The sequence below is a fragment of the Silicimonas lutimaris genome, from assembly GCF_047314965.1.
Taxonomy (GTDB): Bacteria; Pseudomonadota; Alphaproteobacteria; order Rhodobacterales; family Rhodobacteraceae; genus JAVJUV01.
Genome location: NZ_JBLBVK010000055.1, coordinates 20,322 through 35,080 on the forward strand (window position 1 = coordinate 20,322; position 14,759 = coordinate 35,080).

14 protein-coding genes are annotated in these 14,759 nt (G+C 61.6%); 4 read left to right on the forward strand and 10 right to left on the reverse strand.

The features are described 5' to 3' along the window. The first annotated feature begins 52 nt into the window (after positions 1 to 52). Positions 53 to 2,011, forward strand: a complete 1,959-nt coding sequence (acs, locus tag ACKLNI_RS16025; protein WP_413720097.1) for an acetate--CoA ligase — start codon at positions 53 to 55, stop codon at positions 2,009 to 2,011. A 260-nt stretch (positions 2,012 to 2,271) separates the two neighbouring features. Next, positions 2,272 to 2,787, forward strand: coding sequence for an alpha/beta fold hydrolase (locus ACKLNI_RS16030; RefSeq protein WP_413720098.1), 516 nt, complete (start codon positions 2,272 to 2,274; stop codon positions 2,785 to 2,787). Positions 2,788 to 2,833: 46 nt separating this feature from the next. Here the strand turns inward: ACKLNI_RS16030 and ACKLNI_RS16035 are convergent, their stop codons facing one another. From ACKLNI_RS16035 to ACKLNI_RS16070, 8 genes are all read right to left on the reverse strand, one after another. Next, positions 2,834 to 3,541 carry an FHA domain-containing protein gene (locus ACKLNI_RS16035; protein ID WP_413720099.1) on the reverse strand — a complete coding sequence of 236 codons (708 nt, stop codon included), beginning with the start codon at positions 3,539 to 3,541 and terminating at the stop codon, positions 2,834 to 2,836. 448 nt (positions 3,542 to 3,989) lie between these two features. Further along, positions 3,990 to 4,991 carry an ABC transporter substrate-binding protein gene (locus tag ACKLNI_RS16040; protein ID WP_413720100.1) on the reverse strand — a complete coding sequence of 334 codons (1,002 nt, stop codon included), beginning with the start codon at positions 4,989 to 4,991 and terminating at the stop codon, positions 3,990 to 3,992. A 33-nt stretch (positions 4,992 to 5,024) separates the two neighbouring features. Beyond that, positions 5,025 to 5,864: an ABC transporter permease gene (locus ACKLNI_RS16045; RefSeq protein ID WP_413720363.1), complete on the reverse strand. Its 840-nt coding sequence runs from the start codon at positions 5,862 to 5,864 to the stop codon at positions 5,025 to 5,027. A gap of 65 nt (positions 5,865 to 5,929) precedes the next feature. Then, positions 5,930 to 6,904 carry an ABC transporter permease gene (locus ACKLNI_RS16050; RefSeq protein WP_413720101.1) on the reverse strand — a complete coding sequence of 325 codons (975 nt, stop codon included), beginning with the start codon at positions 6,902 to 6,904 and terminating at the stop codon, positions 5,930 to 5,932. Between the two features lie 64 nt (positions 6,905 to 6,968). Beyond that, complete coding sequence (locus tag ACKLNI_RS16055) at positions 6,969 to 7,751, reverse strand: ABC transporter ATP-binding protein (protein ID WP_413720102.1); 783 nt, start codon at positions 7,749 to 7,751, stop codon at positions 6,969 to 6,971. A 41-nt stretch (positions 7,752 to 7,792) separates the two neighbouring features. Next, positions 7,793 to 9,247 carry a dihydropyrimidinase gene (hydA, locus tag ACKLNI_RS16060; RefSeq protein ID WP_413720103.1) on the reverse strand — a complete coding sequence of 485 codons (1,455 nt, stop codon included), beginning with the start codon at positions 9,245 to 9,247 and terminating at the stop codon, positions 7,793 to 7,795. Between the two features lie 88 nt (positions 9,248 to 9,335). Further along, a complete protein-coding gene (locus ACKLNI_RS16065; RefSeq protein WP_413720104.1) occupies positions 9,336 to 10,079 on the reverse strand; it encodes a class II aldolase/adducin family protein in 744 nt (247 codons plus the stop codon). A 67-nt stretch (positions 10,080 to 10,146) separates the two neighbouring features. Further along, positions 10,147 to 11,397 (reverse strand): Zn-dependent hydrolase, encoded by a 1,251-nt coding sequence (locus tag ACKLNI_RS16070; RefSeq protein WP_413720105.1) that lies wholly within the window; start codon positions 11,395 to 11,397, stop codon positions 10,147 to 10,149. Between the two features lie 188 nt (positions 11,398 to 11,585). Between ACKLNI_RS16070 and ACKLNI_RS16075 the strand changes: the two genes are divergently transcribed. Next, positions 11,586 to 12,209, forward strand: a complete 624-nt coding sequence (locus ACKLNI_RS16075) for a TetR family transcriptional regulator C-terminal domain-containing protein (protein ID WP_413720106.1) — start codon at positions 11,586 to 11,588, stop codon at positions 12,207 to 12,209. A gap of 185 nt (positions 12,210 to 12,394) precedes the next feature. Next, positions 12,395 to 12,802: a hypothetical protein gene (locus ACKLNI_RS16080; RefSeq protein ID WP_413720107.1), complete on the forward strand. Its 408-nt coding sequence runs from the start codon at positions 12,395 to 12,397 to the stop codon at positions 12,800 to 12,802. Between the two features lie 2 nt (positions 12,803 to 12,804). Here ACKLNI_RS16080 and ACKLNI_RS16085 read toward each other — a convergent pair whose 3' ends face one another. Next, positions 12,805 to 13,449 carry a suppressor of fused domain protein gene (locus ACKLNI_RS16085; RefSeq protein WP_413720108.1) on the reverse strand — a complete coding sequence of 215 codons (645 nt, stop codon included), beginning with the start codon at positions 13,447 to 13,449 and terminating at the stop codon, positions 12,805 to 12,807. Further along, positions 13,446 to 14,753 carry an NAD-dependent dihydropyrimidine dehydrogenase subunit PreA gene (preA, locus tag ACKLNI_RS16090; protein WP_413720109.1) on the reverse strand — a complete coding sequence of 436 codons (1,308 nt, stop codon included), beginning with the start codon at positions 14,751 to 14,753 and terminating at the stop codon, positions 13,446 to 13,448. Before preA ends, ACKLNI_RS16085 begins: the two co-directional genes overlap by 4 nt. Between the last annotated feature and the right edge of the window lie 6 nt (positions 14,754 to 14,759).

Sequence of the window (14,759 nt, forward strand, 5' to 3'; positions counted from 1 at the left end):
CAGCGCGCCGGCCCGGAACCGGCGCGCGGCAAAACGACAAACGGAGGAAGGAATGCTGGACCAGCATGACGGCATGTATTGGCCGGACAAGGAGATGTCCGCGAATGCCCACGCCGACCGCGCGAAATACGACGCGATGTACAAGGAATCCATAGAAGACCCGGAAAGCTTCTGGGGCCGTGAAGGAAAGCGGATCGACTGGATCAAGCCGTACACTAAGGTGAAGAACACCAGCTTCAAACCCGGCAACATCGACATCCGCTGGTTCGAGGACGGCACCCTGAACGTCGCCGCGAACTGTATCGACCGGCATGTTGCGACACGCGGCGACCAGACCGCGATCATCTGGGAACCGGACGATCCGAACGCCGAAGCGGCGCATATCACCTACAGGCAACTTCATGCCGAGGTCTGCAAATTTGCCAACGTTCTCAAGAAAATGGGCGTCAGCAAGGGTGACCGCGTGGTTCTGTACCTGCCGATGATCCCGCAAGCCGCCTATGCGATGCTGGCCTGTGCCCGGATCGGGGCGATCCACTCGATCGTCTTTGCCGGCTTCTCGCCCGATGCGCTGGCCGCACGGGTGAACCAGTGCCAGGGCAAGGTCGTCATCACCGCAGACGAAGCCCCCCGCGGCGGCCGCAACACGCCCTTGAAGGCCAATGCCGACAAGGCATTCGGCAAGATCGAAGGCGACGTCAAGATGCTGGTCGTGCAGCGCACCGGTGGCTCGGTCGAGATGAAGGACGGCCGCGATTTCTGGCTGCACGAAATGGAAGACGGCGTCTCCACCGACTGCCCGCCGGAAGAGATGAACGCGGAAGACCCGCTCTTCATCCTCTACACATCGGGATCCACTGGCCAGCCGAAGGGTGTCGTGCACACGACAGGCGGCTATCTCGTCTTCGCGTCGATGACGCATGAATACGTCTTCGACTATCACGACGGCGATATCTTCTGGTGCACCGCCGACGTCGGCTGGGTCACGGGCCACAGCTACATTGTCTATGGACCTCTCGCGAACGGCGCGACCACGCTCATGTTCGAAGGCGTGCCGACCTACCCCGACGCGGGCCGTTTCTGGGCTGTCTGCGAAAAACACAAGGTCAACCAGTTCTACACCGCCCCCACCGCCATCCGCGCGCTGATGGGCAAGGGAACGCAATTCGTCGAACCCTACGATCTTTCGTCCCTGAAGGTGCTCGGAACGGTCGGCGAGCCGATCAACCCCGAAGCTTGGCACTGGTATCACGAGACCGTGGGCCACGGAAACGTGCCCATCGTCGACACCTGGTGGCAAACCGAAACCGGCGGCCACCTGCTGACGCCACTTCCCGGCGCGATCCCGACCAAGCCAGGTTCGGCCACCCTGCCCTTCTTCGGTGTCCAGCCGGTGATCCTCGACCCCCAGTCGGGCGCCGAGATCACCACGACCGAAGCCGAAGGCGTGCTCTGCATAAAGGACAGCTGGCCAGCCCAGATGCGGACCGTCTGGGGCGACCATGAACGCTTCGAGAAAACGTATTTCTCCGACTACAAGGGATACTACTTCTCAGGCGACGGCTGCCGCCGCGACGCCGATGGCTACTACTGGATTACCGGCCGCGTCGATGACGTGATCAACGTCTCCGGCCACCGGATGGGCACCGCCGAGGTCGAGTCCTCACTCGTCGCGCACGAGAAGGTCGCCGAGGCCGCCGTTGTGGGCTATCCGCACCCGATCAAGGGTCAGGGCATCTATGCCTACGTGACGCTGATGGGCGGCGAGCAACCCTCGGAAGAGCTCCGCAAGGAACTCGAAACCTGGGTTCGCACCGATATCGGACCGATCGCCAAGCCGGACCTGATCCAGTTCGCGCCGGGTCTTCCCAAGACCCGTTCGGGCAAGATCATGCGCCGCATCCTCAGGAAGATCGCAGAGAACGACTATGGATCTCTGGGCGACACCTCGACACTCGCCGAACCCGAAGTGGTTGACGACCTGATTGCAAACCGGATGAACCGGGGCTGACGGACCGGAAATAGACTTCGGAAAAGCCCGCATCACTCCGATGCGGGCTTTTTCATCGACAGTCGCATCTCTTAGCCAACTGAGCCTTGATCCGACACGCCCGAAATGCCTGCATCCGTTCCGTTTGACCCGCCCTCCCTCGGCGGGACAGAATGGTTGGGGACGGGATTTTCCGAGCAATCGGATGCTGCATCACATCGCCGTCGGAGACGAACCACAGCTTCTGATCCTCCACGGGAGAGCGTGTCTATCATCGCCACATGATGAAAGCGCTCGAACCCATCTTCGAGACCTGCCCCGGATGGCAGCGCATCTACGTCGACTTGCCGGGGCATGGGCTAAGCCCGGCGCACGAGGTTTGCGAACAGGATCCGACAATCCGCACTGAACTCCAGGAAGACGAGATCGGAAGGTTCGATGTCTTCATGGTCGTGCAGAACCGGGACATCGTCGGAAAGACCCGGCGCACGAAACTGCCAGCGATCGAGCTTTGGGCTCCCGATCAGGAAGCCCGGGTTGCCTGGTACTTCGAGTTCTCCTTTGCAAAAGAGATGGAGCACACCACCTTCGACGGCCCCAGCCTGATTGTTGCGGGCCGGCAGGACAGTTTGTCGGGATACCTCGATCCCATCGATCTGCTTCCCCGGTATCCCCGCAGCACGATCGCCGTGCTGGACGCAGCCGGTCATGGGCGACTGACGCGGAAACGTCCCGAGGTATCCCACTCTCTCTTGCAAGACTGGCTTGCGCGTCTGGCGCGGGTCACGACCACCTGAGTCTCAAGATCGACAGCGCGGGGCTCGATCCAGTCACGCGCTGAGTTCACTCGGCGGCGATATGCTCGGCCCAGTGAAAATTCTGGCTGCAGAGAGCGACCAGTCTCAGACTGGTCCCCGAGACCGTGAAGACGTCACCATCGCGCAGCGGCATCGCGCCGTTCCGTTCGACACCGTTCACCCGAAAGCCGGTATCGCTCTGCACGACAAAGCCGTGGCGTTCCTCGTCATACCCCAACTCCGTGTGGCAATCGGCGGCGATACCCGCGTCTCCGAAGTCAAGCTGTACTGTATGCCCAGGGGCCCGGCCAATAAGGGTCCGCCCCCGCTCCAGGGGAAACCATTCCCCCGTACCCGGCCCTTCGACGACGACGAGCCAGCCGTAAGGATAGCGAGGCCGGCCTTCCGAGCTGGCATTCGGCGCCTGATCTGGGATCCTGGCAGCGAGTGGTTTGGTCTCGACGCGCGGCTTCGGCGCAGGAACGGGATTCCGTCTGGCAACAGGAGGCACGGGTGCAATCGGCGCGGTCCCGACACTTGCGACCGGAACTTCCTGCGCGGATGGCGTCTCCGCCGTATCCTTGGCAGATCCCCTGTCCAGCCACGACATATCGGCAGCACTCGGCGCAGGCCGGTCCGGGTAAAGCACCTCGTCCGGCACCGACTGGTGAATAATGGCTTTGTCTTCAACGGTCGAACCGCGTTCGGCTTTCTCGCCGGACTTCTTCTTCCGGCCCATCAGCTTTCCAAGCATGCGCTCACCCTTCGTCTTACATCATCCGGGCAATTGCCGGACAAATCTGACAAAAAGAAGGCTCCGGGACCTCTTGACGAACAACCGTTGCACGATGCGCACGCCGCACACGCATGTGAAAAGGGCCACGCCTTTCAGCGTGACCCTTCCGCATTCAAAGAGCTCTGCGCCACCAACGCTTCCAGATTGTAAGCGCATGGCGGCGATGCTCGGCCCCGCGAAGGGCCATTTTCAGCACTTCCGTCATGGTGATCTACTCGTTTTCCTGCCTCGGCGTGGTTGCTCCACGCTCTGCCGCACAACATAAACGCGAGTTCCCCCGTTCCCAAAGCCCCGATTTCGGGACCAGCGAAGAATTGCCGGCAATGGTGTGCTTCGGCACCGAAACCGGAATAGAAAAAGGGCGCGGCACCCTCGCGCCGCGCCCCACTCAATCAACCGAGATGGCTTAGTTCAAAGCCGCATCCGTGATCTCGCTGGTCCATGCACCGGTCGGCTCCTTGGTGATGGCCGGGTTGTCGGGGCTGACGGCCTTCAGCAGCGTCTGCACCGTCTGCTCATAGTCGGCCGGGTCAAGCGCTCCGGTGGACCCCTCGGTCAGCTTGTTCACCTCGCCCATCATGTAGACCTGGTGGTCAAGCGTCTGGGCACCGGTCTCATCGTTGTCCAGAACGATCTGAGCCGCCTCTTCCGGGTTCTGGCGGGCATAGTCCCAGCCCTTCATCGAGGCACGCACGAAGCGGACCATCTTGTCCTTGAAGGCCTCGTCGGCAAGGTTGTCTTCGAGAACATAGAGGCCGTCCTCCAGCATGCCGAAACCTTCTTCGAGATAGTTGAAGGTGACCAGTTCGTCCTCGCCGATGCCACCCTGTAGGATCTGACGGTACTCGTTGTAGGTCATGGTCGAGATGCAGTCTGCCTGACCTTGCAGCAGCGGATCCGCGCTGAAGGCCTGCTTGATAACGGTCACGCCATTGTCGTCCGCGCCATCGGTCTCGATTCCAAGCGAGGCCATCCACGCATAGAACGGATACTCGTTGCCGAAGAACCAGACACCCATCGTCTTGCCAACGAAGTCATCCGTGGTGGCAATGCCGTTTTCCTTGAGGCAGTTCACCTGAAGCCCGCCCCGCTTAAAGGGCTGGGCGATGTTGACCAGCGGCACTCCGCGCTCGCGCGCAGCCAGACCGGCGGCCATCCAGGTGGTGATCACATCAGCGCCGCCGCCGGCAATGACTTGCTCGGGCGCGATGTCGGGACCACCCGGCTTGATCGTGACGTCCAGACCCTCTTCTTCGTAGAAGCCCTTGTCCTTGGCCACGAAATAGCCCGCGAACTGGGCCTGCGTGACCCACTTCAACTGCAACGTGACGCTGTCTGCGTGCGAGCCGGCCAGCGCCGCACCGGCGCTCAGACCCAGCGCCAGTGCGGCGCTCAGTACGGTTTTCATTGTCTTAACTCCCATTGTTGAACTCAGTTGAACTCATTTTCTCTGTGACGGGTGCCAGAAGGTCACCCAGCGCTCGATAAGGGCCACCGCCCCGTAAAACAGCGATCCCGCCAAGGCGGCGACCGCAATCTCTGCCCAGACCATATCAAGGGCCAGTTGCCCGACACTGGTCGAAATCCGGAATCCCATGCCCACGATGGGCGAGCCGAAGAACTCCGCCACGATCGCACCGATCAAAGCCAGAGTAGATGATATCTTGAGCCCGTTGAAGATGAACGGCATCGCGGCCGGCAACCGCAGCTTGAGAAGCGTCTGCCAGTAGCCGGCGGCATAGGTGCGCATAAGGTCCTTCTGCATAACGCTCGCCTCTTTCAGGCCCGCCACCGTGTTCACCAGCATCGGGAAGAAAACCATGGTAAAGACCACCGCCGCCTTCGACTGCCATCCGAACCCATACCACATGACGAAGATCGGCGCGGTGCCGACGATGGGCAGCGCCGCCATGAAATTGCCGACCGGCAGGACACCCTTCTGCAGGAAAGGAGAGCGGTCCACCAGGATCGCGACCAGAACGGCAGTCGTGCAGCCCAGGGCATAGCCCGAAAGCGCCCCCATCACGAACGTCTGGACAAAATCCTGCCAGAGAAGATCCGTCGTCGTCGCGATCTTGGCGGCGATGTCGCTTGGCGCCGGCAGGATCACCAACGGCACGTCGAACAGCTTCACCGTCAGTTCCCAAAGCAGGATCAGCGCCAGACCGAAAAGAACCGGCACGACATAACGCGCCCAGCCTGCGCCGCTTTCCGAGATCACGGCGTTCAGCGCCCAAAGCCCCAGCCAGACCGCCAGAACAAATCCAAGCCTCCAGTCCATCACCAGCCCAAGCAGGACAACGGCCAGACCCACGATCAGAACGTTCCTCGCCGGCAAGGTCACGGTCATGGCCTGATCCCCATCCGTCTCAGCGTCATGCGCTCGACGAACCCGATGATGCCCACAACCGACGCGGCCACGATCGCCGCCATGAAAAGCGCCGACCAGATCTGGATCGTCTGCCCGTAATAACTTCCCGCCAATAGCCGCGCGCCCAGCCCCTGCCCGCCGCCCGACGGCAATTCACCGACGATGGCACCGACCAGCGAGGCCGCCGCACCGATCTTGAGCGAGGCGAAGAGATAGGGCATCGAGGCCGGCAGCCTCAGCCGCCAGAAGGTCTGGCCGTTGCTGGCGTTGTAGGTCTTCAGAAGATCAAGCTGCATGGCATCTGGCGACCTCAGCCCCTTCACCATGCCGACAACCACCGGGAAGAACGATAGATAGGCCGAGATCAGCGCCTTCGGCAGCAATCCTGTCAACCCGACCGAGGCCAGAACCACGATCACCATCGGCGCGATCGCCAGGATCGGAATGGTCTGAGACGCGATGGCCCAAGGCATAACGCTCATGTCCATGGCCCGGTTGTGCACAATGCCCACCGCCAGCAGGACGCCCAGGCCGGTACCGATCGCGAACCCGAGCAGCGTCGCCGAAAGTGTCGCCCACGCATGGAAGACAAGGCTCTTCTTCGACGTAACGGGCTCCATCACCGCCGTAGTCCAAAGCTCGGACAGAACCTGGTGCGGCGCCGGCAGACGTGGTTTCTCCTCGTTCCACGTGAACGGGATGGCCACCGGATTGGCCGCGGCAAGCGCGAACGCTCCCATGTCGCGACGCTCGCCCCGGTTCGGAGGCATTGCCTCGAAGCCGTGCTGACGGGCGAGGTTGACCGTGCCGTGGATGTTCATCGGCACACAGGCCGCGTACCAGAGCGCAAGGATCGCGGCGACCACGGTGAGCACCGGCAAGACGGCGCCGACCAGAGGAAGCCCGATCCATCCGAGGCCACCCGACCGGGAGATCGCGGCGTCGCTCATGAGGGTGCCATACCGCGTGCCATACGTTTTGCCGACGTTTGGCATACGTTTTGCCGATCGCGTCTCACAGCTCGTCCCCATGCCCCGCGCGCAGCCCTTCGCGCACCCTGTGGGCCACCTCGATGAACTCGGGCGTATCGCGAATATCCAGTGGCCGCTCCTTCGGCAAAGGGCTTTCGATCACGTCGGTGATCCGCCCCGGCCGGGGGCTCATCACCACGATTTTCGTAGACAAATAAACGGCTTCCGGGATCGAATGCGTGACGAAACCGATGGTTTTCCCGGTCCTCTCCCAAAGGCTCAGAAGCTCCTCGTTCAACCGGTCCCGCACGATCTCGTCCAGCGCTCCGAAGGGTTCGTCCATCAGCAGGATGTCCGCGTCGAACGCCAGGGCCCGCGCAATCGACGCCCGCTGCTGCATACCCCCCGACAACTGCCAGGGGAACTTTTTTCCAAACCCTTCCAGATCAACAAGTTGCAGGACATTTTTCACGCGGGTGTCCATCTCGGATTTCGCGTATCCCATGATCTCCAGTGGCAAACGGATGTTCCCCGCGATCGTCCGCCACGGATACAGACCTGCTGCTTGAAAAACATAGCCGTAAGCCCTTGCTTTCCTTGCCTCATCCGGGCTCATTCCGTTGACCGTCAAGGTGCCGGCAGTCGGATGCTCCAGAGCGGCCACAGCCCTCAGAAACGTCGTCTTCCCACAGCCCGACGGACCGATGAACGACACGAAATCCCCACGCTCCACCGTCAGGTTCACGTCCTTGAGCGCGTGAACCGGCCCATCATTCGTCTGGAATGTCAGCGAAAGGCTTTTCGCTTCAATCACAGGCTTTTGCATAGCATTCCTCGCCGCAATTTCCGGCGCAGTGCCTCCGTCCATCAGACCCCCGTCGCCGGGATGCCCGTACGCTCGACCGGCCTCGGCGCGGTCAGTTCCTTCCACGACGACAGCGCCTTGTTCACCGGGTTGTTCGCCTTGCGCTTCACGAATTCGCCATGCCCTTCCTGCGTCCGGATTTCCCCATCGAAGACGGCGACCTGACCGCGCGTCAGCACGAAGCGCGGCAAGCCCTTCACCTTGTGACCTTCGAAGACGTTGTAATCGATGGCGGATTGCTGGGTCTTCGCGCTGATCGTCTTCTCCTTCTCGGGATCGAGGACAAGGATATCCGCATCCGCACCTACCAGGATTGCGCCCTTCTTCGGGTAAGTGTTCAGGATCTTCGCGATATTCGTCGACGTCACCGCGACGAATTCATTGGGCGTTAACCTTCCTGTGCTAACACCATGGGTCCAGAGCATCGGGATCCGATCCTCCAGTCCGCCCGTTCCGTTGGGGATCTTGGTGAAATCACCCACGCCGAAGCGCTTCTGCTCGGTGGTGAATGCGCAGTGGTCGGTGGCGACGACCGACAGAGACCCCGATTGCAGACCGGCCCAAAGGCTGTCCTGATGCTGCTTGTTACGGAAAGGCGGCGACATCACGCGCTGTGCCGCGTGGTCCCAGTCCTTGTTGAAGTACTCGGTCTCGTCCAGAGTCAGATGCTGGATCAGCGGCTCGCCCCAGACCCGCTTGCCTTGCATCCGTGCCCGCCGGATCGCCTCGTGCGCCTCTTCACAAGAGGTATGCACCACGTAAAGCGGCACCCCTGCCATGTCGGCAATCATGATCGCCCGGTTCGTTGCCTCGCCTTCCACCTGCGCGGGACGCGAATAGGCATGTGCTTCGGGCCCGGTGTTTCCCTCAGCCATCAGCTTGGCCTGCAGCTCGGCGACGACATCGCCGTTTTCGGCGTGAACAAGCGCGATGCCACCCAATTCGCCCAACCGCTTGAACGACGCGTACATCTCGTCGTCGTTCACCATCAGAGCCCCCTTGTAGGCCATGAAATGCTTGAATGTGGTGATGCCTTCCTTCTCGATCACGGTTTTCATCTCGTTGAAAACCTGCTCACCCCACCAGGTGACCGCCATGTGATAGGAATAATCGCAATTGGCCCGCGTCGACTTGTTGTGCCACATCTGAAGCGCATCATGGAGCCCCTGCCCGGGAGACGGCAGAGCGAAATCCACCACCATCGTCGTACCGCCCGACAGAGCCGCCCGAGTTCCGCTCTCGAAATCATCCGACGAGTATGTCCCCATGAACGGCATCTCCAGATGCGTGTGAGGATCGATGCCGCCGGGCATGACGTAGCAGCCGGTCGCGTCCAGTTCCTCGTCACCTCTAAGCCCCTGACCGATCTCGACGATCTTGCCGCCTTCGACAAGCACATCGGCCTCATAGGTCAGGTCCGCCGTCACAACGGTTCCATTCTTGATCACAGTCGACATGGTAAACTCCCCGTATGTCCTTGTGGTCCCGGCTTTCTTCTTGGCTCAAATATGCCGGGGGTCCGGGGGCAGCGCCCCCGGGGCTGTCTCAGTCCTTGTAGTCCGGTTCCTCACGATCGAGGATCCGCTTCATCTCGGCGAAATGCGCGAACTCGGCATCCTTGTAGGTTTCCCACTCGGACGCGGTTTCCTCTGCAAGATTGTCGCCCATGACATTCAACTCCCGGCCGGTCGCATAGGCGAGCCACAATGTCTTTGCCGCACGTTCCAGGTGATAAAGCGCATCCCAGGCCTCGGCCACGCTGTCTCCAAGCGTGGTCACCCCGTGGTTGCCCATCATCACCGCCTTCTTGTCGCCGATGGCATTTGAAATACGCTCGCCTTCCTCCTCCGCTGTCGCGATGCCGCCGAAACTCATGTCATAGGCCAGACGGTTGAAGAACCGCGCGGTGACCTGATCGATGGGCTTGATGATCGGGTCCTTCAGCCCGCAAAGCGCAGTCGCATGCGGCGGATGGATATGGAGCGCGACACGGGCCTGCGGCAGATTCCTGTGAAGCGCCGAGTGTATCGACCATGCCGACGGGTCCGGCGCGTCCGGGCGATTCATGGTTCCGGGGTCGTCGGCGTCGCAGAGTACGAGATCCGACGCCCTCACGCGTGACCAGTGAACCCAGCGTGGATTGACCAGGAACTTGCGGCCGTCCGCGCTGACGGCGGCCGAGAAGTGGTTCGCAACACCTTCGTGCCACTCGTTCCTGCAGGACAGACGGATCGCCGCGGCCAGGTCGATCCGGATTTGAGTTTCATTCAGGGTGTCAGGCGCATTCATGACAGAATTCCTCCCTCCATTTCCCTTCCGGGAAACCGCCAAGCGCTTAAGAAAATTCTCGGCACGTTCACTCCACGATCTCCGCCGTTTCGACAACCGCATGGAACAGCACATCCGCCCCCGCGGCGGCCCACTCCTTCGAGATCTCCTCGGCCTCGTTGTGCGAAAGCCCGTCGACGCAGGGACACATCACCATCGCCGTCGGCGCGACGTCGTTGATCCAGCAGGCATCGTGACCGGCACCCGAGACGATATCCATATGGGAATACCCCAGCCGCTCGGCAGCGTTCCGGACCGCATTGACGCACCCGACGTCAAAGGCCGGCGGGTCGAACTGGCCGACGATCTGGGCCTCGAAGGTCACCCCGATCTCTTCGCAAATCTTGGGTGCCCGCTCCATGAACTCATCGACCATGCCATTGAGCTTGTCGAGGATATGCGTCCGCATATCCACCGTGAAAACGACCTTGCCGGGGATGATGTTCCGGCTGTTCGGATAGACGTCGATATGCCCGATCGCGCCCACCGCGTTGGGCTGGTTTTTCATCGCGATCTCGTGGACCAGCTCGGTCACCAGAGCGAGGCCACGCCCGGCGTTCTTCCGCATGTGCATGGGCGTTGAGCCCGTGTGGCTTTCCTTGCCGGTCACCGTGCATTCGATCCAGCGAAGTCCCTGCCCGTGGGTGACGACCCCGATGTCCTTGCCCTCGGCCTCCAGGATCGGGCCCTGTTCGATATGCAACTCGAACATGGCGTGCATCTCGCGCGCGCCGACTTCCTCATCGCCGACCCATCCGATCCGCTTCAATTCGTCACCGAATTTCAGCCCCTTTGCATCCACCCTGTCATAGGCCCAGTCCAGCGTGTGGCGTCCTGCAAACACGCCCGAGGCCAGCATGGCAGGCGCGAACCGCGTGCCCTCTTCATTTGTCCAGTTGACGACCACGATCGGATGCTTGGTCTTGATGTCCAGATCGTTCAGCGTGCGAATGATCTCAAGCCCACCGAGGACGCCAAGTACGCCGTCATATTTGCCGCCGGTCGGCTGCGTATCCAGGTGAGATCCGACGTAGACCGGCAATGCATCCGGGTCGGTGCCCTCGCGGCGGGCAAACATGCTGCCCATCTTGTCGACACCCATCGTGCAGCCCGCCTCTTCGCACCATTTCTGGAACAGGGCACGGCCCTCTGCATCAGCGTCGGTCAGGGTCTGGCGGTTATTTCCGCCCGCCACGCCGGGGCCGATCTTGGCCATCTCCATCAGGCTGTCCCACAAGCGGTCGCCATCGACTTTCATGTTTGCTGCTGGTGCGGCCATCCCATTTCTCCCCGGCTTCGGTCTCTTTTCGGACCTGGTCTCAAAATGTTTGACCAATTGGTCAGGATCACGCTAGCAGAGGAAAGGGGCCAGTCAAGCGCAGTGTCCCGGAATTGCAAACCGCATGGGCATCTGCCTTGTTCCTGAGCGAAAAACGGGCACGGGGCGAAGCTTTGAAGAGGACCGCCGTGAACGTCGAACGCCCGCAAACACGCATTCAGAAGCGAAATCGCGAGGCGATTCTGGACGCAGCACTTGGCGTTTTCTCGACCGAGGGATTCCGCGGGGCGACCCTGGACCAAATCGCGTCCGAGGCCGGGCTTTCGAAACCGAACGTGCTGTATTACTTCGCGTCAAAGGAGGCGATTTACACCGAACTTCTGTCGCACCTTCTGGACACCTGGCTGGACCCCCTGCGCGAACTTGACCCGGCGGGCGACCCGATCGACGAAATCGTGAGCTACGTGCTCCGGAAATTCGAGATGAGCCGTGCGTTCCCGCGGGAAAGCCGCTTGTTCGCCAACGAGATCGTGCAGGGTGCGCCCCGCATCATCGACCAGATCGAAGGGCCTCTGAAGGAACTCGTGGACGAAAAGGCAGCGCTGATCGAAGCCTGGCAGAAAGCCGGACGACTGGCGGCTCTGGATGCCCGGCACCTGATCTTTTCGATCTGGGCCACGACCCAGCACTACGCCGATTTCGACGCGCAGGTCCGCGGTATTCTGAAACCGACAGACGACGAGCATCTTACAGCTGCGTCGGAGTTTCTGACGTCGTTTTACCGCAGAGCCCTTACCCCTTCGCCTGATTAACCCGTTCTTTACCTGCAAGCTATATGGTCATGAACGGTGGGGGTCTCTGTGAGGACCCGGGCATGATTCCGTCCGTTACAATGCCAGCACAGGCGCCCAAGCCGGCCGCCACGAACGCGCCGCCAACAGCTAACAAAACCACGGCGCCTCCCGCGCCTGAAACCGCTCGGGGCAGTATCGGTGAAATGGCCGCCGGAAACCTGAGGGCCGAAACCGCGCTGGCCGTGGACGCCCCCGATCAGGTAGCCGTGGCGTCGCGCCTTCGAGACCAGGAAACCTCCGAACGGACCGACCGCGTTCAGGCCGACAGGGACAGCCCGACAGGCCCACCCCCGGCGTTCGAGGAAAGCCCGCTGGAACGTCAGGCACGCGTCGCCCTTGACCCGCCGGAAACCCGGAACACACCTGATGCACCGCCTGACGCCGAGCTACCGGAAACAGAGACCGCAAGACCCGACAGCAACCGACAGACCGACGCTAAGGGAGATATCGATCCGCCACCCACGCGCCGGGAACGGGCCGAGGTGAGCTTTGCCGTGACTCGCACCTTGTCCGAGCCTCGGGAACCCGCCGCGCTGGACGTCTCGCGCTGACGTCAGACGACTGACACGCGGTCCGGCACGACCACCGGAAAGGTCCCCGTCGATGCAAGCTTCCCGACCAGGGCTTGTGCTCCGTGCTCTCGTGCGAAGTCCTTTTCGGTCTCTGTGATACCGGCGAACTGAACGAACATGACCTGACCTGACGGCAGAGTGAACTCGGGCCAACGGGACGGAACGACAAGCACGTGATCGATCTGATGCCCCTCCACGCCGTCGATGGGCGCGTTCAGCGGTATGCGGTCGTGCATGCCAAGGGAACCGCTCCCGATCCGTCCAGCGGCCAACAGCAATTCAAGAGCCATCAGGCGCCTGAGATGTTCGATGGGCCAGTTTCCCTGACGGTCGGTTTCCAGAACGAACTCGACCCCTTCACCGGAATCGCCTGTCTCGCTGAAAGCCGACGGCTCAACATCCCAAGGGTTGGAATAGGCCGACGTGACATAGAGCCAACTCCGGCGGCTTTCCGTCGGTGCGAACTCGAAGACCCCATAGCTGAGCCATCGCGGGTCCGGGTCGGTCACTCCGAACGCCTCGAAGATATCCCTATCGAGAACGAAGATTCCCCGGCTCGCCCGTCCGAACAGACGTGGATAGACCTCCTCCTCCCGGATCCGCCAGACCTCTTCGAGGTCGGTCATTCCGCTGCCTTGACCGCCCCCGGATTGTTCGGATGCGTCGTCCAGTTCGCGTAATCGGCATCGACCACCTTGCCGGTCCGTTTGTCGAGCGTGCCGGCCGCGAGCGGCTCCATGGTAATGCAATTCTCGACCGGGCAGACGTCGACGCACAGATTGCAGGCGACGCATTCCTCCTCGATCACCTCGAAGACGCGGCCGGGCTTCATGGCGATGGCCTGGTGAGATGTATCCTCGCAAGCCGCATAGCAGCGGCCGCACTTGATACAGGCATCCTCATTGATACGGGCCTTCGCCACGTAGTTCAGGTTCAGGTACTGCCAGTCCGTGACGTTCGGCACCGCACGGCCCGACACCTCCGCGACGCTCCTGTACCCCTTTTCGTCCATCCAGTCGGACAAACCGGCCGTGAGCTCCTTGATGATACCGAAGCCGTAAACCATTGCCGCCGTGCAGACCTGCACATTGCCCGCACCGAGCGCCAGAAACTCCGCGGCGTCTCTCCATGTCGTCACCCCGCCGATCCCACTGATCGGCAGGCCAGCGGTCTCCCGATCCCGGGCGATTTCCGCGACCATGTTCAGCGCAATGGGTTTCACAGCAGGACCGCAATATCCACCGTGGCTACCCTTCCCGTCGATCGATGGCTCTGGCGACATGGTGTCGAGATTCACCGACGTGATCGAGGACACGGTGTTGATCAGGCTCACGGCATCCGCGCCGCCGGCCTTGGCCGCGCGCGCCGGGTAACGAATATCCGTGATGTTGGGCGTCAGCTTCACGATGACCGGTAGGTGCGTGTTTGCCTTGCACCATTCGGCGACCATCGTGATGTACTCGGGAACCTGCCCAACCGCCGAGCCCATGCCGCGCTCGCTCATCCCGTGCGGACAGCCGAAATTCAGTTCGATTCCATCGCAGCCGGTGTCCTCGACGCGCGGCAGAATCTCTTTCCACGCGCGCTCCTCGCAGGGCACCATAAGGCTGACCACCAGCGCGCGATCGGGATAGTCCCTCTTCACGCGCGTGATCTCTTCCAGGTTCACTTCAAGCGGCCTGTCGGTGATCAGCTCGATGTTGTTCAGACCCAGAACGCGCCGGTCGGCTCCATAGACCACGCCGTAACGGGGGCCATTCACGTTCACGATGGGAGGGCCTGCTTCCCCAAGCGTTTTCCAGACAACGCCGCCCCAGCCCGCCTCGAAAGCACGGCGGACGTTGTATTCCTTGTCGGTCGGCGGAGCAGAGGCCAGCCAGAAGGGATTGGGGGATTTGATCCCGCAAAAATCGGTCGTCAGATCAGCCATTTCAGC

Bases quoted from the DNA above. Each gene is read 5' to 3' on its own strand.
- ACKLNI_RS16065 (WP_413720104.1), bottom strand. From the start codon at position 10,079: ATGAATGCGCCTGACACCCTGAATGAAACTCAAATCCGGATCGACCTG.
- ACKLNI_RS16070 (WP_413720105.1), bottom strand. From the start codon at position 11,397: ATGGCCGCACCAGCAGCAAACATGAAAGTCGATGGCGACCGCTTGTGG.
- preA (WP_413720109.1), bottom strand. From the start codon at position 14,753: ATGGCTGATCTGACGACCGATTTTTGCGGGATCAAATCCCCCAATCCC.
- ACKLNI_RS16030 (WP_413720098.1), top strand. From the start codon at position 2,272: ATGATGAAAGCGCTCGAACCCATCTTCGAGACCTGCCCCGGATGGCAG.
- ACKLNI_RS16055 (WP_413720102.1), bottom strand. From the start codon at position 7,751: ATGCAAAAGCCTGTGATTGAAGCGAAAAGCCTTTCGCTGACATTCCAG.
- acs (WP_413720097.1), top strand. From the start codon at position 53: ATGCTGGACCAGCATGACGGCATGTATTGGCCGGACAAGGAGATGTCC.
- ACKLNI_RS16080 (WP_413720107.1), top strand. From the start codon at position 12,395: ATGGCCGCCGGAAACCTGAGGGCCGAAACCGCGCTGGCCGTGGACGCC.
- ACKLNI_RS16035 (WP_413720099.1), bottom strand. From the start codon at position 3,541: ATGCTTGGAAAGCTGATGGGCCGGAAGAAGAAGTCCGGCGAGAAAGCC.
- ACKLNI_RS16085 (WP_413720108.1), bottom strand. From the start codon at position 13,449: ATGACCGACCTCGAAGAGGTCTGGCGGATCCGGGAGGAGGAGGTCTAT.
- ACKLNI_RS16050 (WP_413720101.1), bottom strand. From the start codon at position 6,904: ATGAGCGACGCCGCGATCTCCCGGTCGGGTGGCCTCGGATGGATCGGG.
- hydA (WP_413720103.1), bottom strand. From the start codon at position 9,247: ATGTCGACTGTGATCAAGAATGGAACCGTTGTGACGGCGGACCTGACC.
- ACKLNI_RS16045 (WP_413720363.1), bottom strand. From the start codon at position 5,864: ATGGACTGGAGGCTTGGATTTGTTCTGGCGGTCTGGCTGGGGCTTTGG.
- ACKLNI_RS16040 (WP_413720100.1), bottom strand. From the start codon at position 4,991: ATGAAAACCGTACTGAGCGCCGCACTGGCGCTGGGTCTGAGCGCCGGT.